Annotated in this window: 21 protein-coding genes and 1 pseudogene; 5 read left to right on the top strand and 17 right to left on the bottom strand. The window is 64.9% G+C overall.

Annotated elements, in window-relative coordinates; genetic code table 11:
• Positions 1-249: 249 nt before the first annotated feature.
• The 12 genes and pseudogenes from sugE to trxA all read right to left on the bottom strand — a co-directional run bounded on the left by sugE (position 250) and on the right by trxA (position 12,910).
• Positions 250-567, bottom strand: a complete 318-nt coding sequence (gene sugE / locus PSO31014_RS03020; RefSeq protein ID WP_017231395.1) for a quaternary ammonium compound efflux SMR transporter SugE — start codon at positions 565-567, stop codon at positions 250-252.
• A 286-nt stretch (positions 568-853) separates the two neighbouring features.
• The gene (kdpE, locus tag PSO31014_RS03025) at positions 854-1,564 is read right to left on the bottom strand and encodes a two-component system response regulator KdpE (RefSeq protein ID WP_150550229.1); all 711 of its coding nucleotides are present in this window, start codon (positions 1,562-1,564) and stop codon (positions 854-856) included.
• Positions 1,557-4,373 (bottom strand): sensor histidine kinase, encoded by a 2,817-nt coding sequence (locus tag PSO31014_RS03030; protein WP_150550230.1) that lies wholly within the window; start codon positions 4,371-4,373, stop codon positions 1,557-1,559. Before PSO31014_RS03030 ends, kdpE begins: the two co-directional genes overlap by 8 nt.
• Positions 4,374-4,556: 183 nt before the next feature.
• Positions 4,557-5,141, bottom strand: a complete 585-nt coding sequence (kdpC, locus tag PSO31014_RS03035) for a potassium-transporting ATPase subunit KdpC (RefSeq protein ID WP_150550231.1) — start codon at positions 5,139-5,141, stop codon at positions 4,557-4,559.
• 77 nt (positions 5,142-5,218) lie between these two features.
• Entirely contained in the window at positions 5,219-7,345 is a 2,127-nt protein-coding gene (gene kdpB / locus PSO31014_RS03040; protein ID WP_150550232.1) for a potassium-transporting ATPase subunit KdpB, read from the bottom strand.
• 28 nt (positions 7,346-7,373) lie between these two features.
• Entirely contained in the window at positions 7,374-9,179 is a 1,806-nt protein-coding gene (gene kdpA, locus PSO31014_RS03045; RefSeq protein ID WP_150550233.1) for a potassium-transporting ATPase subunit KdpA, read from the bottom strand.
• A complete protein-coding gene (gene kdpF / locus PSO31014_RS03050) occupies positions 9,176-9,268 on the bottom strand; it encodes a K(+)-transporting ATPase subunit F (RefSeq protein ID WP_017231679.1) in 93 nt (30 codons plus the stop codon). Before kdpF ends, kdpA begins: the two co-directional genes overlap by 4 nt.
• 260 nt (positions 9,269-9,528) lie before the next feature.
• A pseudogene (locus tag PSO31014_RS22570) lies at positions 9,529-9,655 on the bottom strand (amino acid ABC transporter substrate-binding protein); the annotation flags it as partial.
• A gap of 138 nt (positions 9,656-9,793) precedes the next feature.
• Entirely contained in the window at positions 9,794-10,786 is a 993-nt protein-coding gene (locus PSO31014_RS03060; RefSeq protein WP_174976352.1) for an amino acid ABC transporter substrate-binding protein, read from the bottom strand.
• A 278-nt stretch (positions 10,787-11,064) separates the two neighbouring features.
• Positions 11,065-11,652 (bottom strand): P-loop nucleotide/nucleoside kinase family protein, encoded by a 588-nt coding sequence (locus tag PSO31014_RS03065; RefSeq protein WP_150550235.1) that lies wholly within the window; start codon positions 11,650-11,652, stop codon positions 11,065-11,067.
• Positions 11,649-12,026 carry a cupin domain-containing protein gene (locus tag PSO31014_RS03070; RefSeq protein ID WP_150550236.1) on the bottom strand — a complete coding sequence of 126 codons (378 nt, stop codon included), beginning with the start codon at positions 12,024-12,026 and terminating at the stop codon, positions 11,649-11,651. Before PSO31014_RS03070 ends, PSO31014_RS03065 begins: the two co-directional genes overlap by 4 nt.
• Positions 12,027-12,058: 32 nt before the next feature.
• On the bottom strand, positions 12,059-12,910 hold the full coding sequence (gene trxA / locus PSO31014_RS03075; protein WP_150550420.1) for a thioredoxin: 852 nt from the start codon (positions 12,908-12,910) through the stop codon (positions 12,059-12,061).
• Positions 12,911-13,101: 191 nt separating this feature from the next.
• Between trxA and PSO31014_RS03080 the strand changes: the two genes are divergently transcribed.
• Complete coding sequence (locus tag PSO31014_RS03080) at positions 13,102-15,624, top strand: cation:proton antiporter domain-containing protein (protein WP_150550237.1); 2,523 nt, start codon at positions 13,102-13,104, stop codon at positions 15,622-15,624.
• Between the two features lie 100 nt (positions 15,625-15,724).
• Here PSO31014_RS03080 and PSO31014_RS03085 read toward each other — a convergent pair whose 3' ends face one another.
• Entirely contained in the window at positions 15,725-16,624 is a 900-nt protein-coding gene (locus PSO31014_RS03085; protein WP_150550238.1) for a pirin family protein, read from the bottom strand.
• Positions 16,625-16,823: 199 nt separating this feature from the next.
• On the opposite strand from PSO31014_RS03085, the gene greB reads away from it, so the two are divergent.
• Complete coding sequence (gene greB / locus PSO31014_RS03090; RefSeq protein WP_150550239.1) at positions 16,824-17,387, top strand: transcription elongation factor GreB; 564 nt, start codon at positions 16,824-16,826, stop codon at positions 17,385-17,387.
• A gap of 66 nt (positions 17,388-17,453) precedes the next feature.
• Here the strand turns inward: greB and PSO31014_RS03095 are convergent, their stop codons facing one another.
• The 4 genes from PSO31014_RS03095 to PSO31014_RS03110 form a co-directional block, all read right to left on the bottom strand.
• A complete protein-coding gene (locus tag PSO31014_RS03095; protein WP_150550240.1) occupies positions 17,454-19,877 on the bottom strand; it encodes a RelA/SpoT family protein in 2,424 nt (807 codons plus the stop codon).
• Between the two features lie 60 nt (positions 19,878-19,937).
• A complete protein-coding gene (gene rpoZ / locus PSO31014_RS03100) occupies positions 19,938-20,144 on the bottom strand; it encodes a DNA-directed RNA polymerase subunit omega (RefSeq protein WP_150550241.1) in 207 nt (68 codons plus the stop codon).
• 90 nt (positions 20,145-20,234) lie between these two features.
• Complete coding sequence (gene gmk, locus PSO31014_RS03105; RefSeq protein ID WP_150550242.1) at positions 20,235-20,912, bottom strand: guanylate kinase; 678 nt, start codon at positions 20,910-20,912, stop codon at positions 20,235-20,237.
• Positions 20,913-20,917: 5 nt separating this feature from the next.
• Positions 20,918-21,847 carry a YicC/YloC family endoribonuclease gene (locus PSO31014_RS03110; protein ID WP_174976353.1) on the bottom strand — a complete coding sequence of 310 codons (930 nt, stop codon included), beginning with the start codon at positions 21,845-21,847 and terminating at the stop codon, positions 20,918-20,920.
• A gap of 211 nt (positions 21,848-22,058) precedes the next feature.
• Here PSO31014_RS03110 and rph point away from each other — a divergent pair, with 211 nt between their 5' ends.
• The 3 genes from rph to hemW are packed head-to-tail and all read left to right on the top strand — an operon-like array spanning position 22,059 to position 24,633.
• Positions 22,059-22,787 carry a ribonuclease PH gene (rph, locus tag PSO31014_RS03115; protein ID WP_017233496.1) on the top strand — a complete coding sequence of 243 codons (729 nt, stop codon included), beginning with the start codon at positions 22,059-22,061 and terminating at the stop codon, positions 22,785-22,787.
• Between the two features lie 2 nt (positions 22,788-22,789).
• A complete protein-coding gene (gene rdgB, locus PSO31014_RS03120; protein WP_150550243.1) occupies positions 22,790-23,407 on the top strand; it encodes an RdgB/HAM1 family non-canonical purine NTP pyrophosphatase in 618 nt (205 codons plus the stop codon).
• 5 nt (positions 23,408-23,412) lie between these two features.
• Complete coding sequence (hemW, locus tag PSO31014_RS03125) at positions 23,413-24,633, top strand: radical SAM family heme chaperone HemW (protein WP_150550244.1); 1,221 nt, start codon at positions 23,413-23,415, stop codon at positions 24,631-24,633.
• Positions 24,634-24,642 lie beyond the last annotated feature (9 nt).

Raw genomic sequence — 24,642 nt, forward strand, 5'->3', positions numbered from 1 at the left:
GCACGATCACGCGTCGTGTACCGCCGACGCGGCAACGGCCACCGGGCAGGACGCGAACCGCCCCCTACCCGCCGGACTGACGTCACAAGTGACGCATCGGTGGCGTTCAGTCGGCGAACGACCGTCGCGGAACAGCCACCGAACGGTCACTCGACCGCTACGGCGTCATTATGCCGCGCGCTGGGGCAACGCACCACCGGTGCCGGACATTGAGGATTTGGCGTGGCCGGCGCAAACGGCAGGCGCCCTTCACGCTGCGGTCAACTTCAACCCGACCAGGCCCGCCAGAATCAGCGTCACGCTGGCAATCCGGGCGGCGGACGCCGACTCGCCGAACAGCATAATGCCCAGCACGAACGCACCGACGGCGCCAATACCGGTCCAGATCGCGTACGCGGTGCCCAATGGCAGCGAACGCACGGCCAATGCGAGCAGCCAGACACTGCCGATCATTGCGCCAATCGTGAACACCGACGGCCAGAGCCGCGAAAAACCCTGCGTGTATTTGAGGCCAACGGCCCACGCCACTTCCAGCAAACCGGCAATAACCAACAGCATCCAGGCCATGACTGACTCCGATAGAGAAATCGGGGTCGTCCCCGGAAGACAAGCGATCCGCGTGCCGGGTCGTCCCGTCACGGGGTTCCTTCGGATGTCGAATGACGTGACAGAACGCCAACGTCGTGACGCTGCAAATTGGCATCTCACCGCAAGGGAGATCGCCGGACATGCCACGGGGAACCGCACGATTTTAGCAAAGCTCGCGCGCCGCGGTCATCCCTTGCACCGATGCCCAGGCCTTCGGGATCGCACCGCGACGCGAACTCGCCCTTGCGGCATTCTCCGCAAGCACTCAGCCGATGGCGTCGATTTCGAGCCGGTAGCCGACCCCCGTCTCCGTGAGAATGTGTTGCGGCTGTGCCGGATCGGCCTCCAGCTTCTGCCGCAGGTGTCCCATGTAGATGCGCAGATAGTGATGGCTCTCGACGTGCGACGGCCCCCACACCTCCTTGAGCAATTGCCGGTGTGTCAACACGCGTCCCGCGTGGCGCACCAGCGTGATCAGCAGCCGGTACTCGATCGGTGTCAGATGCACCGGGTCTCCCGCGCGCGTGACCTTGCGTCTCGCCAGATCGATGTGGATGTCGCCGAACGAGAACGCTTCGTCCAGCGTTTCCGAATTGCCGCCACGATGATGACGTCGCAACTGTGCCCGTATCCGCGCGAGCAGTTCCGACACCCCGAACGGTTTGGTGAGGTAGTCGTCCGCACCGACATCGAGCGCGACGACCTTCTCTGCCTCCTCGTTGCGAGCGGACAGTACGATGATCGGCATATCGGTCCAGCTTCGCACTTCGCGAATGACCTCCACGCCGTCGATATCCGGCAATCCCAGATCGACGATGAGCAGATCCGGCTTGCGCGTCGCCGCCTCGACCATGCCCTGCCGCCCGGTTTCCGCCTCGTGCACGACCATGCCTTCGACTTCCAGCGAGGTGCGCAGAAACCGTCGGATCTGTCGTTCGTCTTCAATCACCACGATGGTGATGGTTGGTTCACTCATGATGTTGGGGCGCGTTGGCGTCGGGGGAGCGGGGTGTCTGGGCCTCATCGACGAGCAAGTCCGTATCGACGTCCTCCGAGCCCTCCGGACTCTCTGGCGCCATCGGCGGCGTCTCGATCGGCAACGTGAAGATGAAACGCGCGCCATGACCGTCGGGCCCGTTGGTGGCGTGAATTCTACCGCTGTGCGCCTCCACGATGGCGCGACAGATCGCCAGTCCGAGTCCGATGCCGGGCTTGGCAGACTCCTTTTCCCCGCGCATGAACTTCTCGAAGATGCGTCCTTCCATGCCTGCGGGCAAGCCTGGCCCGTCGTCGCTCACGCTCACCTCGACCTCGTCGCCCTGCACGCGCGCGGCGATCTCGATATGCGAGCCCACGGGCGAATACTTCGCGGCGTTCTCCAGCAGATTGGTGAACAGCCGCTCCAGCAGCACGGCATCGAAGCGCAGCAATGGCAGGTCGGTGGGCAGCCGGGTCGTCACCTCATGCCCGGCGAGCGAACGGCGGCAGGCGCGCAACGACGTACCCACCACTTCCTCGAGCATCTGCCACTGACGGTTGAGTTGCACGCCGCCCGCCTGCAACTTCGCCATGTCGAGCAGATTGGTCACGAGCCCCGTCATGCGCTGCGCTTCCTCGTGAATGGCCTCGACGAGTTCGGTGCGCAACGGCCCGGGCGTCTGGGCATTGCGGCTCAGCATGCTGGCGAAACCCACGATGGACGTCAGCGGTGTTCGCAGATCGTGCGAGATCGCCGAGAGCAGGGAATTGCGTAGCCGCTCGGACTCCATCGTCACCAGTGCATCCTGCGCGATTTCGACGTAATGCACACGTTCGAGTGCGAGCGCGATCTGTGCGGCAAACGTATCGAGCAAACGCTGCTGATCCGGCGTGTCGATGGCGCCGCCGCCCTCCGGCGCCGGGGCGACCACCAGCACACCACGCGTACGCATCGGCGCGCGAAGCGGGAGATAGTAAGCGTCCGACGCGGGCAACGTGTTGGTTCCCCGCCCCGCCGCTTGCTGACGGTCGTACACCCACTGGGCGACATCGGTATCGATATGCGCCGGCATCGTTTCCGACTGCGCGTTCTCGACCGGCTGGCGCACACTGCCCAGACTGTCGGGCAGCAGCAGCGCCACGCGTGCCTGGAACACTTCGCGCACATGGCGCGACCCGATTTCCACGATCTGTGGCGTAGTGAGTGCCGCCGCCAGTTCGCGGGCCATGGCGTACACCGCCCCCGTGCGACGCTCGCGCCACGTGGCCAGCCGCGCCTGGAACCGCAGGCTGGTCGTCAGATGGCTGATGACCAGGGCGACGGTGAGCATGACGGCGAACGTCAGCAGGTACTGGGTGTCGGACACCGACAGCGACATCTTCGGTGGCACGAAAAAGAAGTCGAACGCCAGCACCGACAGAAACGACGCGAGCACCCCTGGCCCACGCCCAAGCCGCATGGCCGCCACGATCACGCCGAGCAGGTACAACATGGAGATATTGGCCAGATCGAGGAACGACGTGAGTTCCGCCGCGACAAGTGACACGGCGCCGCAGATACCGACGGCCCATGCATAGGCACGCCAGGGTCCGCCCACGAGCCCCAACTCCGGTGCCGTTTCGAACCAGCCGCGCCAGTCGCCGCGCACCACGCGCTTGTCAGCCTCCGCGTCGTCTGCCGCCGGCCCGATCAGCACGACGTCCACACCGCGCGCGCGCCGCAACAGTTGTTCGTGCAGTGGCGTGCGAGCGGTCCACCCGCGCCGTGCGCCGCTCGCGCCCACCACCAGTCTCGATACGTTACGCATCTGCGCGTAGGCGAGCAGCGTGGTCGCCGCGTCCGCGCCATCGAGCGTGAGGGTTTCGGCCCCCAGTTCCTGCGCCAGTTTGAGCGTTGCGTAGGTGCTTTCTCGACGAACCGGCGATTGCCGCAGGATGGCGGGCGTCTCGACGTGTACGGCCAGCCAATCGGCGCGCAGGCTCGCGGCAAGCCGCGCTGCCGCGCGGGCGAGCGCCACGCCCTCCGGCCCCGGGCCGATGGCAACAAGTAGCCGCTCACGGGCTTGCCACACCTGGCTGATCGATTGATCGGCGCGGTACTCGCGCATTTGCGCATCGACGCGGTCGGCCGTGCGACGCAGCGCCAATTCGCGCAACGCGATCAGATTGCCCTTGCGGAAGAAGTTGCGCACCGCGCGCTCGGCCTGCGCGGCCATGTACACCTTACCCTCGCGCATGCGCTCGAGCAGTTCGTCTGGCGGCAAGTCGACCAACTTCACTTCGTCGGCCAGGTCGAAGATGCGATCGGGCACCGTCTCCCACACACGAATGCCGGTGATTTGCCCGACCACGTCATTGAGTCGCTCCAGATGCTGCACATTGAGCGTGGTGTACACGTCGATGCCGGCGGCGAGCAATTCCTGCACGTCCTGCCAGCGCTTCAGGTGACGCATGCCCGGCACGTTTGCATGGGCGAGTTCGTCGATCAGCGCCACGGCCGGTTTGCGCGCCAGCATGCCGTCGAGATCGAATTCGCGCAGCACGCGGCCGCGGTAGTCGACCGACTTCTGCGGCAGGACTTCCAGCCCCGCCAGCAAGCGCGCCGTTTCGTCGCGGCCATGCGTCTCCAGCACACCGACCACCACGTCGGTGCCCTCCTCGCTGAGCTTGCGCGCCGCCTGCAACATCGCGAACGTCTTGCCCACGCCGGCGGACGCGCCGAAGAAAATCTTCAGCCGGCCACGCTGCTCGCGGGCTTCCTCGCGTTGCAGCTTGCCGAGCAGTTCATCGGGATCAGGGCGTTCCATGCCAGCCATCGAATCCATCCATCAGAAAAGCGAGCGCCTCGCCATTGGGCGAGGCTCGTGTCGATGCATCGGTTGCCCGATGACGTCAAAAGGCGACACGCGCTGGGCGTGCCGCCAATCTACCGCAGGCGGCGAGGCAAGACCAGACATTCACCCGTCTGCCTCGCGTGGCGGATACCCATTTCAGACGCTGCCGTGCGCCAAGGCGTCCAACGCGAGGTTCAGCGGCAGAACATTCACCCGGGGCTCTCCGAATATGCCCCACTGACGGCCTTGCGTGTATCGCGCAACCAGCGCGCGCACGGCGTCGGGGTCGAGGCCACGCGCCTTCGCCACGCGCACGACCTGATACTCGGCGGCCGCCGGACTGATGGCCGGATCGAGACCGCTGGCCGATGCCGTGACCAGATCGCCCGGCACCGGCAGGGTTGCGCTCGGATCCGCCGCGCGCAACGCGGCGATGCGTGCCTTGACGGCGTCGGCGAGCGCGGGGTTGAGCGGGCCGAAGTTCGACCCGCCTGAGGACACGCCGTTGTTGGGCATCAGCGCCGTGGCCGACAGGCGCCCCCAGAAGTACTTCGGTTCGTCGAAATTCTGGCCGATCAGCGACGAGCCGACCGCCTTACCGTCTTTGTAGATAAGACTGCCGGCGGCTTCGCGAGAAAATGCCGCGCGGCCGATGCCGGTCACGACCAGCGGATACACCAGCCCTGTAATGACCGACAGCACGACGAACAGACTGAGCATCGGACGCAAAAGGGTTTTCATGACATCGATTCCTTAGAGTTTCAGCAATGTGGCCCGAACGCGAGGCCGATCGGCCGCCGCGTTCGGGCGCCGCGCGATCAGGCCCAGCCCATCGCGGCAATGATCATGTCGATGACCTTGATGCCGACGAACGGCACCAGAATCCCGCCCAGACCGTACACCAGAAGGTTGCGGCGCAGCAGCGTCGCGGCCCCGACCGGGCGATACTTCACGCCCTTGAGCGCCAGTGGAATCAGCACCACGATGATCAGCGCGTTGAAGATCACGGCCGACAGAATCGCCGACGACGGGCTCGCCAGGCGCATCACATTGAGCGCATCGAGCTGTGGATACGTGGTGGCGAACGCCGCCGGAATAATCGCGAAGTACTTCGCCACGTCGTTCGCAATCGAGAACGTCGTGAGACTGCCGCGCGTCATCAGCATCTGCTTGCCGATCTCAACGATCTCGATCAGCTTGGTCGGATTCGAATCCAGGTCGACCATGTTGCCCGCTTCCTTCGCGGCTTGCGTTCCCGAGTTCATCGCCACCGCCACATCCGCCTGGGCGAGTGCCGGGGCGTCGTTCGTGCCGTCGCCCGTCATCGCCACCAGCTTGCCTTCGGCCTGATACTTGCGAATCGTCGCGAGCTTCGCTTCCGGCGTGGCTTCGGCTAGGAAGTCGTCGACCCCGGCTTCGGCCGCAATGGCCGCCGCCGTCAGACGGTTGTCGCCCGTCACCATCAGCGTCGTGATGCCCATCTGGCGCAGTTCGGCGAAGCGCTCCTTGATGCCGCCCTTGACCACGTCCTTCAGCTCGATCACGCCCAGCGCGCGCGTACCGAGTGCGTCTTGCTCGGCCACCACCAGGGGCGTGCTGCCGCGACGCGCAATCTCGTCGACCGCGCTGGCCAGCGCCACCGGCCATACCCCGCCGGCCGATTCCACGTAGCGCTTGAGCGCGTCCGCTGCGCCCTTGCGGATCTGCTTGTCCGTGAGGTCCACCCCGCTCATGCGCGTTTGCGCCGAGAACGGGATGAACAGCGCGTGCAGACCGCCCATTTCGCGCTCACGCAGATTGAAACGCTGCTTGGCGAGCACGGCGATGCTGCGGCCTTCCGGCGTCTCGTCGGCCAGCGAGGCGAGTTGCGCGGCGTCGGCCAGCGTGCGCTCATCCACCCCCGGGGCCGGCACGAATTGCGATGCCTGACGGTTGCCCAGCGTGATCGTGCCAGTCTTGTCGAGCAACAGCACATCCACGTCGCCCGCGGCTTCCACGGCGCGACCCGACGTGGCGATCACGTTCGCTTGCATCATGCGACTCATGCCGGCCACGCCGATGGCCGAGAGCAGCCCGCCGATCGTCGTCGGAATCAGACACACCAGCAGCGCGACGAGTACGGTAATCGTGACCGGATGCCCCGCTTGCGTGACGAACACGCTGTAGATCGAATACGGCAGCAGCGTGGCCGTGGCGAGCAGCAGCACCAGCGTAAGCGCGACGAGCAGGATCGTGAGCGCGATTTCATTCGGCGTCTTCTGCCGCTTCGCGCCTTCGACCATGGCGATCATGCGGTCGAGGAATGCCTCGCCCGGGTTGACCGTCACGCGCATGACCAGCCAGTCCGAGAGCACGCGCGTGCCGCCGGTCACGGCCGAAAAATCGCCGCCCGACTCACGAATCACGGGCGCGGACTCGCCTGTGATGGCCGACTCGTCGACCGACGCCACGCCTTCCACGACTTCGCCGTCGGCCGGCACCACATCACCGGCCTCGACCAGCACGAAATCGCCGCGACGCAGACTGGCGCTGTCGATCACCAGACATTCCGCGTCGCGCCGGGCCGAGCGCAATTGCTTGGCCGGCACATTCTTCTTGGCCTGGCGCAACGATGCGGCTTGCGCCTTGCTGCGGCCTTCCGCCAGCGCTTCGGCAAAATTCGCGAACAAGACCGTGAACCACAGCCACAGCGTGATGGCGAGGATGAACGGCGCGCTCGCCTCGGCGTGGCCCGCCACGGCCATGCCGAACAGCACCGTCGTGAGCAGGCTGCCCACGTACACCACGAACATCACCGGGTTTCGGGCTTGCGTGAGCGGGTGCAGCTTGCGGAACGAGTCGACAATGGCCGGCTTGACGATCGCGGGGTCGAACATCGACAGTGACGTCGACGTGTGCCCTTTGCCCGCCGGCCGGGTGACGGTATTTCCTGAGGGTTGATTCATGAGTGCCTCGAATGCCTCATTTCAATAATCAATGCGCGCCGATCATCGTCAGATGTTCGGCGACCGGACCGAGTGCGAGCGCGGGCATATACGTCAGCGCGCCCACCAACAGCACCGTACCGAGCAGCAGCACGACGAACAGCGGACCATGCGTAGGCAACGTGCCCGAGGTCGCGGCGATGCGCTTCTTGCGGGCGAGGGCACCGGCAATCGCCAGCACCGGCACAATCACCCAGAAGCGGCCGAACCACATCGCGATCGCCAGCGTGCTGTTGTAAAACGGCGTGTTGGCCGACAGCCCGGCAAACGCGCTGCCGTTATTGTTTGCGGCCGAACTATAGGCGTAGAGAATTTCCGAGAAGCCGTGCGTCGCCGGATTCGCTACGCCCGCCTGCCCTGCCGGCACCAGCACCGCAAGCGCCGTGCCGAGCAGCACCAGCAGCGGCGTCATGAGCACGGCCACGGCGACCATCTTCATCTCGAACGCCTCGATCTTCTTGCCGAGGTACTCCGGGGTGCGGCCGATCATCAGCCCGGCCACGAACACCGCGAGCATCGCGAAGACGAGCATGCCGTACAGGCCCGAGCCCACCCCACCGAAGATCACCTCGCCCAACTGCATCAGCAGCATCGGTACCAGCCCGCCCAGCGGCGTGAGCGAATCGTGCATCGCGTTGACCGCGCCGCACGACGCCGCCGTCGTCACCGTGGCGAAAATGCCAGAGGCCGCGATACCGAAGCGCGTTTCCTTGCCTTCCATGTTGCCGCCCGCCTGCGTGGCGCTCGCCTGCTGATCGACACCGAGCGTCGTCAGCACCGGATTGCCCGCCTGCTCGGCCGACACCGTGGCCACGGCGGCAATCGAGAACGCAATCGTCATTGCGGCGAGCAGCGCCAGTCCCTGGCGACGATCGCCGACCATGCGTCCGAACATATGACACAGCGCCGCCGGGATCAGGAAGATCGCCAGAATCTGAAGGAAGTTCGACAGCGGCGTCGGGTTTTCGAACGGGTGCGCCGAATTCGCGTTGAAGAAGCCGCCACCGTTCGTGCCGAGCATCTTGATCGCTTCCTGCGAGGCGACCGGGCCCATCGGCAGGGTTTGCGTCTGCGTCACGGCGGGCGTTGTCACCGGCTTGCCGGCGGCGTCGAGCTTCGGCTGACCGTCCGGGCCAAGCACCGGATTATCGTAATGCGTGGCTTGCAGCGTCGTGACATCCTGATAAGCGCTGAAGTTCTGAATCACGCCCTGACTCATGAAAGCCGCTGCCAGCAAGACCGAAAGCGGCACCAGAATGTAGAGCGTAATACGGGTCATATCGACCCAGAAGTTGCCGATCGTCTGTGCCGTGTGACGGGCAAAGCCGCGAATGAGCGCGACCACCACGGCAATCCCGGTGGCGGCCGACATGAAGTTCTGCACCGCCAGACCGAGCATCTGCGTGAGATAGCTCATGGTCGACTCACCGCTGTAGCCTTGCCAGTTGGTATTGGACACAAAGCTCACGGCCGTATTCATCGACGAGTCCGGGGTAACGGCCCCCAACCCTTGCGGATTGAACGGTAGCCAGACTTGCCAGCGTTGCAGCGCGTAGACGGCCAAGGCGCCGAGCGCGTTGAAGCCGACGAGCGCGATCGCGTACGCGCGCCAGTGCATTTCCTTTTCGGGATCGATGCCGCACAGGCGGTAGAGCGCACGTTCCATGGGTGCGAACCAGCGGTTCACGCGAGATTCGCCGGCGAGCACGTCGGCCATGAAGCGGCCGAGCGGGCGTGCCAGCACCAGCAGCACGACGAGGAAAACGCCGAGCTGGATCCAGGCGTTGAGCGTCATGCCAGGTCCTCCGGCTTAAAGAGCGCGTAGACGAGATAAGCGAGCAGCGCGATCGTGAGTCCGCCGCTCAACCAATACATGGCGGTCATTGCTGCCCTCCTACCGACGCGCAGAACGCGACAAAGCCGACGGTCGAGGCAGCAAACACCGCGATGACGCCGAGATATAGCCAGTCCATGACAACTCCCTATCGTGTGGCGGCTGGCACGCCACGGACGCGACGCGCCCTTGCATGCGCATGCCAGCCGTGCATTGAAAGATACGGATTGACGCGTAAAGACGGAGATAAAAGGGATAAACGAGGTGTAAACAACGCGTAAAAACGGCGCCCCGACAATGCAAAAAGCCCACCGACAATGACAAAGTCGCCTGGCTTGCGCGGTGGCGCGCAGACCGGCGAGCAGCACGTCGTCCAGGGCGAAGGCTTTGGCGCGGCCGGTTTCCAGCGTCAACATCGACTCGCCGTGATCGCGGGCGGGGAAGAGACGGACCGGGGCCCCTTTCTGCAGCGAGTTGGGTTTATGTCTGAGAGGCGGAAAGGGGCCTCGGTCCGTCGAGGAGGGGCGATATCGCGTCTTGAGGGAGGGGGGGGGCGAGTGGATTCCCGAGGCGAGTCAGCCGCGTGGGGAGGAAGACGCAGCGGAGGTGTCGTGCTCCGGGGCGTGGGTGATGCCGTCAGCGCTTACCCCGTAACGCGCCCCGGCTTCCCAAATCGCGAGCACGTCGGGCGACGGCACGACCTGAAGGACATGCCCGAAAGGCGGCACGGCGGTCTGGAACGACGCGCGTTGGAGTTGGCGCATAACGCCGGTGCGGAAGATCTCGGCGAGGGCGGCGTCGACACGCGTCTTGAACGCCGGATCGTCCTTGGGCAGGGCGAGGGCGTAGTACTCGGGCTGAGTCGCCAGCGGCGGTCCGACGATATGGAAGGCGTCCGGCGACTTGCTGGTGGCGCGCAGGCCTTCGAGCAGCACGTCGTCGAGCGCGAGCGCTTGGGCGCGATGTTCGCGCAGCATGCGAAACGCGTCGTCGTAGTCGCGTGCCATCAAGAGCTGAAAGCCTGCCCGCGCGTGTCGGGCGCGCACCAGCCGCTCGGCGGTCGTGCCTTGCACCACGGCCAGCCGTAGCCCGCGCATATCGTCGATCGAATGAATCCCGGCGCCCTGCCGAACCATGAGGCGGACATTCGCGGCGTAATACGGCAGACTGAAGGCCACCTGTCGCTCGCGCGCGGCCGTGACGGTCGACGGTGCGCAATCGATGTCGATGGCATCCCCCTTGATCAGCGTCCCGCGCATCTGCTCGATCACCCGCACGGGGGTGCTGCGCAGATCCGGCATCGCCAGCTCGCGTTGCAGCGCCTGCACGACACGCTGACACAGCGCCCACGCCAGCCCCATTGGCTGATCCTGCGCATCCACATAAGAAAATGGAACCGCCGTTTGTCGATAGCCCAGCACGATGCGTCCGCGTTCGCGAATGCGTGCCATCGTCGGAGAGACATCGGACATCGAGGTGAGCGCCGAAGCGTCGTCGCCGGATGCCGCCGCAGAGTCCGCTATCGACAACGGGATAGCCGCCGCGTTCACCCGGGGCAGTCCGGGCACAGGCGGCTCTCCTGCATGCGCCACGATCGGGATAACGACGATAGCGACGAGAGTGACGATAACGACCGCCAACGCGGCCGAAGCCGTCAACACACGACGCAAGCATGCGCTTAGGAAACCTGCGACACGGGCCGCAGACGATGACAACCGACAAGTTGACAGGAACATGATCGAGGCGGGGACAGAGCGAAAAGTGTCCGTACCTTAGCAACGCCCTGCCCCGATCTTCCTCGCGGGAATCCCTTTTCGGACAATTCCCTAGGAACGTATTTCGAATATCAGCGAGTCGACGCCAGCAACGTTTGCAGCAGACGCTCGTCGTCTTCCGCCGTCGGCGCGGTATTGTCGTAGCGCGCCAACTGCGGGAACGCCTCGGCGGACGGCGAGAACCGGCGCAGCCGGTAATCGTCCCAATGCGCCAGCTTATAAGCGTCGTTCGGATTGCCTCGGCTCACGATGCGCGCCTTCGCATCGGCCTCGCCGAGCTCGACCCAGACCACATGCACGCCCACGTCGTCATCGACACCCAGCCACGCGCGATCGAACAACCGCCCTTCGCGCAGCTCGCGCGAAAACGGTCCGACCACCAGCACGTTCACCCCGAGACGCAGATTCTCGCGCGCCGTGTCCAGCAGTCCCGCGTACTCGGGGTCGCGCAACGTCTGCAAATACACTGGGCTGTCGCGGTCGTTCGGATTCCCCGTCAACGCGCCCATCACCGAAGCACTGTAAGCACCATAAAGCGTGTCTTTATCGAGCAGACAGAACGCTTCCCCGCTGCGCGTAATCAGCGGGCCGATCAGACGCTTCGCCAGCGTCGTCTTGCCCGCCCCGGCGTGACCGCAGAAGAAAATGAGGCGCGTCATGATTGCGCCTTGCGCTCGAACATCACGAAGTGTTTGCGCACCGGTTCGACGACCTCGAACACGCCCTCGAAGCCCGCCGGGATCACACAGGCGTCCCCCGGCCCGAACTCCGACGCGTTGCCGTCGAGATCGCTGATGCGAATGCGTCCCTCGATCACCGAAAAATATTCCTGACGATGCGGACCAAAAACAATGCGCCACGCGCCAGGCTCGCACGTCCATTCGCCGCAATCGAACTCGCCCAGCGCATCCGTGTAGAACGGCCGCGTCACCCGCTGCGGATTGCCTTCGAGGCGACGCGCTTGTGCGGGATGGTCGAAGACGGCTTCACCCGACTGGGCGGGTGCGAAAGTGATAAGAGCGGGAGCAGTCATCAGCGTGAGGAAAAAATGTCAACAAAGTGGACTCAATTGAGCGCCGCGCTCAGCTTGCGGCGCCACGCGGCCACCGTGGCCGGGTCCGTCTCCGAGAGCGCATCGAAGATGGCCAGCATCGACTTGCGTGCGGCGTCGTCGCCAAACGCGCGGTCGCGCTGCACGATGTCCAGCAACGCCTGCAATGCCGGTTCGTAGGTGCGATCCGCCAGATAGCGGTTGGCAAGATCGAGCCGCGCCTGCAAATTGTCAGGATCCGCTTGCACGCGCGCAAGCAGCGCCTGCGCCGGCGGCAGATGACTCGCCTGCTCGGCGGCAGCAATGCGCGTGTTCAGCGCGGCGATGCGAGCGTCGCCACTGGCGGCCGTGCGCGGCGACAGCAGCGTCAGCGCCGCGCGCGCGCCGTCGACCTCGCCCATGCCGAGCAGCACGTCGACCAGATCGAGACGCACTTCGTCATGCGCGGGATCCAGCGCCAGCGCGGCTTGCAATGCGTCGCGCGCGACCTCGGGCTTGCCCGCCGTCAACGCCTCGCGCGCCACGCGACGCGCCATCTCCGCCGGATTCGGCACGATCCGATCGATGAACGCGCGCAACTGCCCCTCGGGCAAGGCCCCCACGAACTGGTCGACCGGCTCGCCGTCGACGAAGGCGACCACCGTCGGCAGGCTGCGCACGCCATACTCCGCGCAAAGCTGCGCGTTCTCATCGGCGTTGATCTTCACAAGACGAATGCGGCCCTGCGCTTCGGCTTCCAGCTTTTCCAGCAACGGCCCAAGCACGTTGCACGGGCCGCACCACGGCGCCCAAAAATCGGCGAGCACCGGCACTTGATGCGAGACGGCCAGCACGTCGGCATCGAAACTGGCGAGATGGGTATCGATCATAGGTCCTATCGAGCGTGGTAAATTGCGTGGACGGTGGCCGTCACTCATCGAATGCAGCCACCGGCTTGATGCATGGTAAGCATGGTAATCGCAAAACTGGGTAAATCGGTACGGACGCGCACGCGCGCGCCGGGTTCCCGACCTGGCCGCGCAACGTCCCACCTGTCGGACGACTTGCAGGGAGGCACATGCACGCAGGCCATGGCACGGCAATTTTCTTCACCCAACTACTCCTCTTGGTCCTTGTCGGCAGATTGCTCGGCGAGGTCATGCAGCGTCTGCGCCAGCCGGCGGTCATGGGGCAGTTGCTGGCCGGCGTGCTGCTCGGCCCATCCGTCTTCGGCGCCCTGATGCCTGCCTGGCAGCACGCCGTCTTTCCCGATTCCGAAGCGCAGAAACGGATGCTCGACGCGGTCGCCGAATTGGGCGTGCTGCTACTGCTGCTGTCCACCGGGCTGGAAACCGATCTGGGCCTCGTTCGCCGCATGAAGCGAATGGCGATCTTCGCGTCGGCCGGGGGCATGGTGGTCCCCTTCGCCTGCGGCTTTGCGCTTGGCTGGCATCTACCCGACAATCTCCTGCCGCATCCCGAGGCCCGGCTGGTCACCTCCCTGTTCCTCGGCACCGCGCTGTCGATCTCGTCCGTCAAAGTCGTGGCGACGGTCATTCGCGAAGTCGACTATCTGCGCCGCAACATCGGCCAGATCATCCTGGCGGCCGCCATTCTCGACGACACCACCGGCTGGATCATCATCGCCGCCATCGCCGGCCTGGGGGCGAGCGGCTCGATCGATCTCGGCCATCTGTCGATCAGCCTGGGGGGCACGTTGCTGTTCATCGTGCTGTGCTTCACCGTGGGCAAACGTGCCGTCGCCGTCGCCATTCGCTGGACCAACGACCGCTTTACCGCCGAGATGCCCGCGCTCAGCGCGATTCTCGTCATCACCTTCGTGCTGGCACTCGCCACCGACAAGCTCGGCGTGCATACCGCCCTGGGCGCGTTCATGGCGGGCGTCATGATCGGGCAATCGCCGATTCTCACCGAACAGATCGAGGCACAGCTGCGCGGGTTGATCGTTGCGCTCTTCGCGCCGGTGTTCTTCGGGGTTGCGGGCCTGTCGGTGGATCTGACGATCCTGCTCGACTGGCGCATGCTCGGTCTGGTCGCCGGATTGATCCTGATCGCGAGCGTGGGCAAATTCACCGGCGGCTTCGCTGGCGCACGCCTGGGCGGCATGTCGTCGGCCGAAGCGCTGGCACTCGCGACCGGCATGAACGCGCGCGGCTCCACCGAAATCATCGTGGCCAGCATCGGGCTTTCGCTGGGCGTGCTCAGCCAGGACCTGTTCACCATGGTCGTCGTCATGGCGCTGATCACCACACTCATCATGCCGCCTGTGCTGCGACGGGCACTCGTGCGCATTCCGCTCTCGGCGCAGGAGAAGGCTCGGCTCGAGAAAGAGGCGGCCGAGGAGAAGGACTTCCTGCCGAACGTCGAACGGATTCTGGCCGCCGTGGACGGCAGCGCCAACGGGCGCTTCGCCGCATGGATCGCCGGGCTGACAGCCGGCGTGCGCGGCACACTGACCACCGTGCTCGCCCCGTCGCCCACCAAGACGAACGACGGCGCGGCGGCGCGTGACGCCAGCGAGCCCGCTGAACTCTCGGACAAGCCAGCCGGCAAGGACACGCGCGCCCACGCGACCGACGGCGAAAGCGACGGGCGCGACGCCTACGATATCGCGCTCGCCGCCGCCACACTGGCGGCGCCACGTGCCCCCGGCACGCCGGGGGTCGAAGACGATTCAGGCGCCGACAAGGCGCGCGAGGCGGCGCGTCTGGTGCTGCGCGAGCGCACCGGCAAGGCGCCGCAGAAAACGCCGGAATTGCCGCATGGTCCTGTCAAGGAGAGCGCCGGCAAGGCGTCGTCCGCAGACGCGTCGAACGACCACGACGCCCCGAAGCATAAGCCGGTGGGTGAAGCGCACGACGACAAGCGCGTGAGCGACGCGACCGAGACAGGCGATTTCGTGGCGAGCGATCCGTCGGACGCGGCGCGCGAGCAGGAAGCATTGCAACCCGACCGCAGCCACGAAGCCAATCGCATTTCCGATGAAATCGCCAAGGGCTACGGTTTCGTGATCGCCGGATTCGACGCCCCGGGCGAGGAGACGGATTCCGACGTCCCGCCGCTCCCCTTGCCCACGGGCGTGCTGCCGCTCACCAAGGCGTTCGATGGCGCGATCGGCATCGTGCTGGCCCACGGCGAGCATGCGCGCAAGCCCGATGCGCCGCTCAACATCCTCGTGCCCGTATCGGGCACCGACTACTCGCGGCACGCGGCCGAACTCGCGATCACACTGGCGCGCGCGGCGAACGCGCCCGTCACGGCGCTCCACGTGTCCGCGCGGGTCGCGCCCGGCATGCTGCATCGGCGCTGGCGCCCGCGCGCGCTGAAGCCTGACGCCGCCGAAGCCGCCATGATGGAGAACCTGCATGCGCTGGCCAAGCGCAACGGTGTGAAGCTTCGCACCCGTCTGCTCGCCGGCGGGAAGGTCGACGAAGCCGTGCTGCACCAGATCCATCACGGCAAACACAATCTGCTCGTGCTCGGCGTGCAACCTCGCTTCGGCGACCGCCTCAACTTCGGCGCAGTCTCGCACCGTCTGCTGGAAGACCGCCGGTGCTCGGTCATCGTGCTGAGTGCGTGAGGTGGGCCGTGGGGCATTGCCCACCAGCGCCCACGTCCCCGAATAAAAACGCCGGCGGCCGATCGTTTCGGCAACCGGCGTCGGCACGCTTACACGAAGCTTAATTCGCCGACGGCTTTCGCTCCGGCAGCGGAATCCACTCCGTCTCGCCGGGCACGGTGCCCATCTGCTGGGCCGTCCAGGCCGCCTTGGCCTGTTCGATGCGCTCACGACTCGACGACACGAAGTTCCAGAAGATGAACCGATCGCCGTCGAGCGGCGCGCCGCCGAGCAGCATCAACCGCGCCGGTTGGTCGCCTGCCACAATGCGCATATCCGCGCCCTGGGCGAGCACGCCCATACGATGTTCGGGCAGCACCTCGTCGTTCACCGTCACCTCACCCTGCACGGTGTACACGGCGCGCTCCGCATACTCGGGCGGCAGCACGAACGCCGAGCACGGGGCCATATCGACGGCCAGATAGAAGATCGGCGAAAACACCTTCACCGGCGCCGTCTGGCCAAACGCCTGGCCGAGAATCAGGCGCATATGCACGCCGGGCAGGAAGATGTCGGGCAGCGACGACGCCTCGTGATGCGCAAACGACGGCTCGGCTTCCTCGTCGGCCTGCGGCAGGGCCACCCACGTCTGAATTCCGTGAACGTCGCCGCCGCGCTCGCGCACATCGTGCGGCGTGCGTTCGGAATGAACGATGCCGCGCCCCGCCGTCATCCAGTTCACCGCGCCCGGGGTGATGCGCTGATCGCTGCCAAGACTGTCGCGATGCCAGATCTCACCGTCGAACAAATACGTGACGGTCGCCAGCCCAATGTGCGGGTGCGGACGAACGTCCATGCTCTGGCCCGGCGACAGCGTGGCCGGCCCCATGTGGTCGAAGAAAATGAACGGCCCGACCGTCTTGAACGGCAGACTGGGCAGACTGCGCTGCACGGTAAAGGCGCCGATGTCGCTCAGGTGCGGCTTGAGCACGGCGAGGAAGGGGCTGGTGGAATCGGTCATGGTGCAGCTCTCCTGCGTTCGGATGGGCAATGGGGCGAATGTGAACCGATTGTAGAGGACATTGCCGGCTCGCTCCATGACACCTGTGCATGATTGCCGAGCGGCTTTTCGCGCCTGCGCCCATGGACAATGCGCATCGCTCCTATAATGCAGGGATCCCGAAACGCTCCCCACACGCGCGCAGCGCGTGCATCGACTTATGAACAAAGCCTTTGTCAAGGAAGACAGTGGCGACGACGATGACGATCTCGACGCCGGCACCCCGGACATTCCCGCGGGTGCCAAGAACTACATCACGCCGACGGGCTATCAACGTCTGAAGGACGAATTGCTCGACCTCATCGACAATCAACGCCCCGAGGTGGTGAAGATCGTGTCGTGGGCGGCGTCCAACGGCGACCGCTCGGAGAACGGCGATTACATCTACGGCAAGCGGCGCTTGCGCGAGATCGATCGGCGTATCCGCTTTCTCACGCGACGCCTCGATAACGCCGAGGTAGTCGACACGCGGCGTCAGGAGAACGTCGATCAGGTGTTTTTCGGGGCCCAAGTGACCTATGCCGACGGCAAGGGCGACGAGCACACGATCAGGATCGTCGGCATCGACGAAGTCGATCTCGACCGGGGATATGTGAGCTGGATTTCGCCGATGGCCCGCGCGATCACCAAAGCGAAAGTGGGCGACATCGTGCCGCTGCGCACGCCGGCCGGGCTCGAACAGATCGAGATCCTGGACGTGCACTACCCGCCGTCGGACGGCTAGCGAATCAGGCCGTCCAGGCGGGGTGTGCCGGCGCGCGCCCGTTCGACGGGGACACCGGCCCGCGCGTCAGTAGTCGCCGCGCTCGCGCGTGATGCGCATGGCATGACTGGCATTCAGCTCTTCCTGATGGCGCTCGCTCGGTCGCTCGCGCGCCACGCGCATCACATCCGGATTCACGCGAATGCGTCGCATGACGTTGGCCAGATGCACGCGATCGCTCACCTGAATGAGGAAGCGCAGCGTTGCCGATTCGTCCGGCACCACTTCATCCATGCCAATGTGCACGATGTTCGCGTCCGAGGCGGTGATGTCGGCCGCCACTCGCGAAAACACGCCGCGGTTGTGCCGCACGAGCACCTTGATGCCCACGTCGAACAGACGCCCCGGCTGCGGGGACCACGCCACATCGATCCAGCGGGTCCGGTCCTTGCGGTGAATGCGGCGCGCGACCGGACAATCGGTCGTGTGGATCGCCATGCCCAGCCCGATGCCGATATACCCCATGATCGCGTCGCCGGGAATCGGGCGGCAGCACGCCGAGAACTGCACCGACATGCCTTCCGTGCCGGTGATGAGCACCGGCGGCCCGACCGTTTCGTCGCCGGTACGCGGAGAGTCCGGATCGTCCGGGCTATCGGTGTCGTTCTCGCTTTCCTTGCCCGACGAGAGCACCGCGAGGCGCTTGGCCATGACCGCCGCGACACGACGGCCCAGACCAATGTCCGCGAAGATGTCCTCTTGATCCTTGTTGCCGGTCCACTGCGCGAGCTTGTCCCAGATCTCCGGCGAGATCTCGCTCATCGTCAGGCCGTAGCCCTTGAGCGCTTGCTCCACCAGCCGCTCGCCCAGTTGCACCGACTCGGCGAAGCGCATCGTCTTGAGGTAATGGCGAATCGCCGAGCGCGCCTTGCCGGTGCGCACGAACCCGAGCCAGACGGGGTTCGGCTTCGAATACGGCGCCGTGATGACTTCCACGATGTCGCCGTTCTTCAGTTCGGTGCGCAGCGGCAGCAGTTCGTTGTTGATCTTGACGGCGACACACTGGTTGCCCAGGTCGCTGTGGACCGAATACGCGAAGTCGAGCGCCGTGGCACCGCGCGGCAGCGCCATGATGCGCGCCTTCGGCGTGAAGACGTAGACGGCGTCGGGGAACAGGTCGATCTTGACGTGTTCGAGGAATTCGGTCGAATCGCCGGTCTCGCTCTGGATGTCGAGCAGCGATTGCAACCAACGATGCGCGTGCTTCTGCACATCGTTCATGTCCGCGCCGCCATTCTTGTAAAGCCAGTGAGCGGCTACGCCCGCTTCCGCAATTTCATGCATGCGGCGCGTGCGGATCTGGAATTCGATCGGGGTGCCGAAGGGACCGACGAGCGTCGTATGCAGCGACTGATAGCCGTTGACCTTCGGGATCGCAATATAGTCCTTGAACTTGCCCGGCACCGGCTTGTAGAGCGCGTGCAATACGCCGAGCGCGAGGTAGCACTGCGCATTGGACTCGACGACGACACGGAAGCCGTACACGTCGAGCACCTGCGAGAACGACAATTGCTTCTCCTGCATCTTGTTGTAGATGCTGAAGAGCGTCTTCTCGCGACCGAAAACGTCGGCACTTACCTCACCTTCCGTGAGCGCTTTCTCGACGGCGTCGAGAATCTTGCCGACCACTTCGCGCCGGTTGCCGCGTGCGGCCTTCACGGCCTTGTCGAGCACGGCGTAGCGACGCGGATGGTAATTCGCGAAGCTCAGATCCTGGAGCTCGCGGTAGGTATTGTTCAGGCCCAGGCGGTGCGCGATGGGCGCGTAGATATCGAGCGTCTCGCGCGCCACACGGCGCTGCTTCTCCGTCGACGTGACGCCCAGCGTGCGCATGTTGTGCAGCCGGTCCGCGAGCTTGACGAGAATGACACGAACGTCGCGCGCCATCGCCAGCAGCATCTTGCGGAAACTCTCGGCTTGCGCCTCTTCGCGGCTGCTGAACTCCATCTTGTCGAGTTTCGACAGACCGTCGACCAGTTCCGCGACCTTCGGACCGAATCGCTCGGCGAGTTCGGCCTTGGTCACGCCCTGGTCTTCCATCACGTCGTGCAACAAGGCGGCCATGATCGACTGCGCGTCGAGCTTCCACTCGGCACAGATCTCGGCAACGGCGACGGGATGGGTAATGTACGGTTGCCCGCTCTGGCGATACTGGCCCAGGTGGGCTTCGTCGCTGAACTGGAAGGCTTCCTTGATTTGCGCGAGGTCGCTTTCCTTGAGGTACTCCCCAAGCATGCCCTTCAGGCGGGCGATCGAGACGACCTCATGCTTGCGCGGCTGCTCAGGCGTCGCCGTCGGACCGAAGAGGTGCCGATACGACTGCTCGAGCAGCGCGTCGATGTACTGCCGCGTGGCGCTTTCGCCCTTTTTCTTTTTACGCTCGGGCTTGGGCTCCCCCGCTTTGGGTTCATCCGCAGCGATGGACGCGGCCGGTGATTTTGCATGACTCATACGTGTACCTGCATCGTCGAGCGGCCCGGAACGTCACATCGCATCAGTGCTGTCTCCCGATCAGAGCGGCACTTTCTTGAGCATCTCGACACCCACCAGACCCGCCGCGATTTCGCGCAGCGCGACAACGGTCGGCTTGTCTTTGTTGTTCTCGAGCTTCGGCGTGTGACCTTGCGCCAACTGGCGCGCGCGGTACGTCGCGGCGAGCGCCAGCTCAAAGCGATTGGGGATACGTTTCAGGCAATCTTCAACGGTAATTCGGGCCATAAGGAGTTTCCTTCTTGATATGAGGCGTATTCTATCGCAGCCGCGGCACGCTCGCGAAAAACGCCAGCGCGGCCGGCGAATGCGAGGGTGTTACGAGGGTTCGTTCGGTGCGTGAATGTCCAGGTCGGTGAACAAGGTTCGGTGCCGCGCATACTGCGAGGCGAAGCGCAGACGCACGGCGGTGAACACCGATTGCAGTTGATCGAGCGCGCGCTGGAATTCGTCGTTGATGATGATGAAATCCGCTTCGGGCGCGTGGGCGATTTCGCCGCCGGCCGCCAACAGACGACGCGCAATGACGTTGGGCTCATCCGTCCCACGCTTCTTCAGGCGCTCCTCGAGCGCCGCGATGGACGGCGGCAGGATGAAGATCCCAACCGCGTTCGAAAAGCGCTTGCGCACCTGCTGTGCGCCTTGCCAGTCGATTTCCAGCAACACGTCACGACCTTCACGCATCTGATCCTCGATCCATACGCGCGACGTGCCGTAATAGTTGCCGTGCACCTCGGCGCTTTCCAGGAACTCGCCGGCCTTCCGGCTTGCCAGGAACTGCTCGACCGAAATGAAGTGGTAATGCACGCCCTCTTCCTCGTTCGGACGCGGCGCGCGCGTGGTGCTGGAGATCGACAGGCAAATGTCGGCGTCCTGCGCGAGCAGCGCGTTGACGAGCGTGGACTTGCCCGCCCCCGAGGGGGCGACCACCATGAACAGATTGCCGGGATACTCGGCGTGCAGGGTAGCGTGCGGGATTTGCGATGACGCGGACATGCGGCTTACTCCAGATTCTGCACTTGCTCTCGCATCTGCTCGATGTACAGCTTGAGCGCCATCGAGGCATCGGCGAGTTCCTTCGAGGCGGCCTTCGAGCCGAGCGTGTTCGCTTCGCGATTGAGCTCCTGCATCATGAAGTCCAGCCGTTTGCCCACCAAGCCCCCCTTGTCGAGGATATGGCGGGTTTCCTTCAGGTGGGCGTCGAGTCGCGTGAGTTCTTCCGCGACGTCGATGCGCACGCCGTAAATCGTGACCTCCTGACGGATGCGCTCGGCGACTTCGTCCTTGCTCGGCGCGGTGGAACCTTCCGGCACCACGAGACCCAGCGCTTCCAGCAGTCGATCTACGATCTTCTGTTGATGACGCGCGATCAGCTCCGGCACCATCGGCTGCAGGCCCACGAGGATCTTCTCCATGAACTCGATGCGCTCGATGAGGCTTGCCTTGAGCTGAGCGCCTTCGCGCTTGCGCACGTCGACGAGGTCGCCAATGGCCGCACGTCCGGCGTCGATCACGGCATCACGCAGCGCGTCGGCCGTGACAGACTCTTCGCCGAGCACGCCCGGCCAGCGCAGGATCTCACCCGTGCGCATGCGCTCGGCATCCGGGAAGCACGCGAGCACTTGCCGTTCAAGATCGGCGAGCTGTTTGACGGCATCGAGATTGAGGGCACCGTTCGTGCCGTTCTCGGGGCGCTGCACGTTGATACGGATGTCGACTTTGCCGCGCGAGAGCTTGCCGGTGAGCGCTTCGCGCAGTACCGGTTCGCAGGCGCGCGCTTCTTCGGGCATACGGAATGCCAGATCGAGGAAACGCGAGTTGACCGTACGTAATTCGACCGACACGCTCGCGCCTGCGGCACCATCGGCATGCGCAATGTCGCGCGTGACGCTGGCGTAGCCGGTCATACTGAAAATATTATTGTCTTTCATCGGGGTGACCGGAACCACAGCTTCGCGACAGTATTGTCGCGAGGCGATGCAGCAACCGGATTCGCATGCATGGATGAAACGCGATTATCGCACTTTCCTGCATTGCGCTCCCGAATCGGCCCGCGCTGCCGGGCCGCGCCGCCAAGCCTGCGGCGTTTAGCGATACCATTCGGGTATTACCGCACCCATTCACCTTGCAGGACACTCACTCATGACGCAAATTCCCCGCCCGGACGGCCGTGCGCACGACGCACTGCGCCCCGTGCGCATCACCCGCCAATACACCCGCTACGCCGAAGGTTCGGTGCTGATCGAATGCGGCGATACCAAGGTCATCTGCACGGCCAGCGTGGAAGAGAAAGTCCCGGGCTTCCTGCGCGACTCCGGCCAGGGTTGGCTCACGGCGGAGTACGGCATGTTGCCGCGCGCCACGCACACCCGCGGCGATCGTGAGGCCGCGCGCGGCAAGCAGAGCGGACGCACGCAGGAGATCCAGCGCCTGATCGGCCGCTCGCTGCGCGCCGTGTTCGACCTCGAGGCCTTCGGCCCGCGCACCATCCAGATCGATTGCGACGTCATCCAGGCCGACGGCGGCACGCGTTGCGCCTCGATCACCGGCGCTTTCGTCGCCGCCCACGACGCGGTTTCGAAACTCCTCGCCGACGGCAAACTCGAAACGTCGCCGATTCGCGCGCATGTCGCCGCCGTCTCGGTCGGGCTGTATCAGGGCGCGCCGGTGCTCGATCTGAACTACGTCGAAGATTCCGCGTGCGACACCGACATGAACGTCATCATGACGAGCGAGGGCGGATTCGTGGAAATTCAGGGGACGGCCGAAGGCGCGCCGTTCACCCGTGCGCAAAGCAACGTGCTGCTCGATCTGGCGGACGCCGGCATTCGTCAGTTGATCGACGCCCAGAAGCGCGCGCTCGGAGTCTGAGGATGGGCATGCAGAAGATCGTGCTGGCGTCGAACAACCCGGGCAAGTTGCGCGAGTTCGCGTCATTGTTCGCGCCGCTCGGCATCGAGCTGGTACCGCAGGGAATGCTCGGCGTGTCCGAAGCCGACGAGCCCCATGTGACCTTCGTCGAGAATGCGCTGGCGAAGGCGCGTCATGCGTCGGCCGCGACGGGGCTGCCGGCGCTGGCGGACGACTCCGGTCTGTGCGTGCCGATCCTCGGCGGCGCGCCGGGCGTGTATTCCGCGCGCTACGCGGCACGCGCCGGGCGCGAGAAGTCGGATGCCGCGAACAATCGCCACTTGATCGAGCAACTCGCGCCGCACGCCGACACCCCCGGTTATCGCGACGCGTACTACTTCGCCGCGCTCGTGCTGGTGCGTCATGCCGAAGATCCGCAGCCGATCATTGCCGAAGGCCGCTGGGATGGCGAGATTGTCGACACGCCGCGCGGCGCGCATGGCTTCGGCTACGATCCGCACTTTCTCATCCGCGCATTGAATCAGACGGCGGCCGAACTCGATCCCGCTGTGAAGAATGCGCACAGTCATCGGGCGCGCGCGCTGCGCGTGTTGTTGGAAAAGCTGGGCCGGGAGGCGTGAACGGCATGAGTCAATCCGAGTTGCCCGTGCAGAATTTCCTGCGCCCCGGCAAGATCAGCTTGCCGGCGCTGCCGCCGATGTCGTTGTACGTGCACTTTCCGTGGTGCGTGCGCAAGTGTCCGTATTGCGACTTCAACTCGCATGAGTGGCGTGGCGACGGCGGCGCGCAAGCGTTCCCCGAGCAAGCTTATCTCGACGCCTTGCGCCAGGATCTGGAGCAGGCGTTGCCGCTGGTGTGGGGTCGCCCGGTGCACACCGTCTTCATTGGGGGCGGCACGCCGAGCCTGTTGTCGGCCGACGGACTGGACCGTCTGCTCTCGGATCTGCGCGCGCTGCTGCCGCTCGACGCCGACGCCGAAATCACCATGGAAGCGAACCCCGGCACGTTCGAGGCGGACAAGTTCCGCAGCTTCCGCGCGAGTGGCATCAACCGTTTGTCGATCGGCATTCAGAGCTTCAATAGCGAGCATCTGAAGGCGCTCGGACGCATTCACGATGGCGACGAAGCGCGTCATGCCATCGAGATTGCCCAGGCGAATTTCGATAATTTCAACCTCGATCTGATGTTCGCGTTGCCGAACCAGACCTTGGCGCAGTGCCAGCAGGATGTGGAGACGGCGTTGTCGTTCGCGCCACCGCACTTGTCGCTGTATCACCTCACGCTCGAGCCGAACACACAGTTCCACAAATACCCGCCCACCGTGCCCGACGACGACACGGCCGCCGACATGCAGGACTGGATTGCCGAGCGCACCGCGCTAGCCGGGTATGGACACTACGAGGTGTCGGCCTATGCGCAGCCGCACCGTCGCGCCAAGCACAACCTCAATTATTGGGAGTTTGGCGACTATCTCGGCATCGGTGCGGGCGCGCACAGTAAGATTTCGTTCCCGCACCGGGTGCTGAGACAGATCCGCCACAAGCATCCGCAGCGGTTCATGGAAGCGGCCGCGGCGGGCAACGCGGTGCAGGAGGAAAACGAGGTCGACGTGCGCGACTTGCCGTTCGAGTTCATGCTCAACGCCTTGCGGCTGACCGAAGGCGTGAAGAGCGAGCTGTTCGCCGATCGCACTGGATTGCCGATGGCACGGATTGCCAAGGCGCTGGCGGCGGGTGTCGAGAAGGGGCTGCTCGTCGACGACCCGCAGCGCATCGCGCCGACCGAGTTGGGGCAGCGCTTCCTGAATGACCTTCAGGGAATTTTTCTCGACCGCGACGCAAAGTAACCGCCTGGC

Origin of the sequence: Pandoraea soli (genome assembly GCF_902459595.1) — a bacterium.
Lineage (GTDB): Bacteria > Pseudomonadota > Gammaproteobacteria > Burkholderiales > Burkholderiaceae > Pandoraea > Pandoraea cepalis.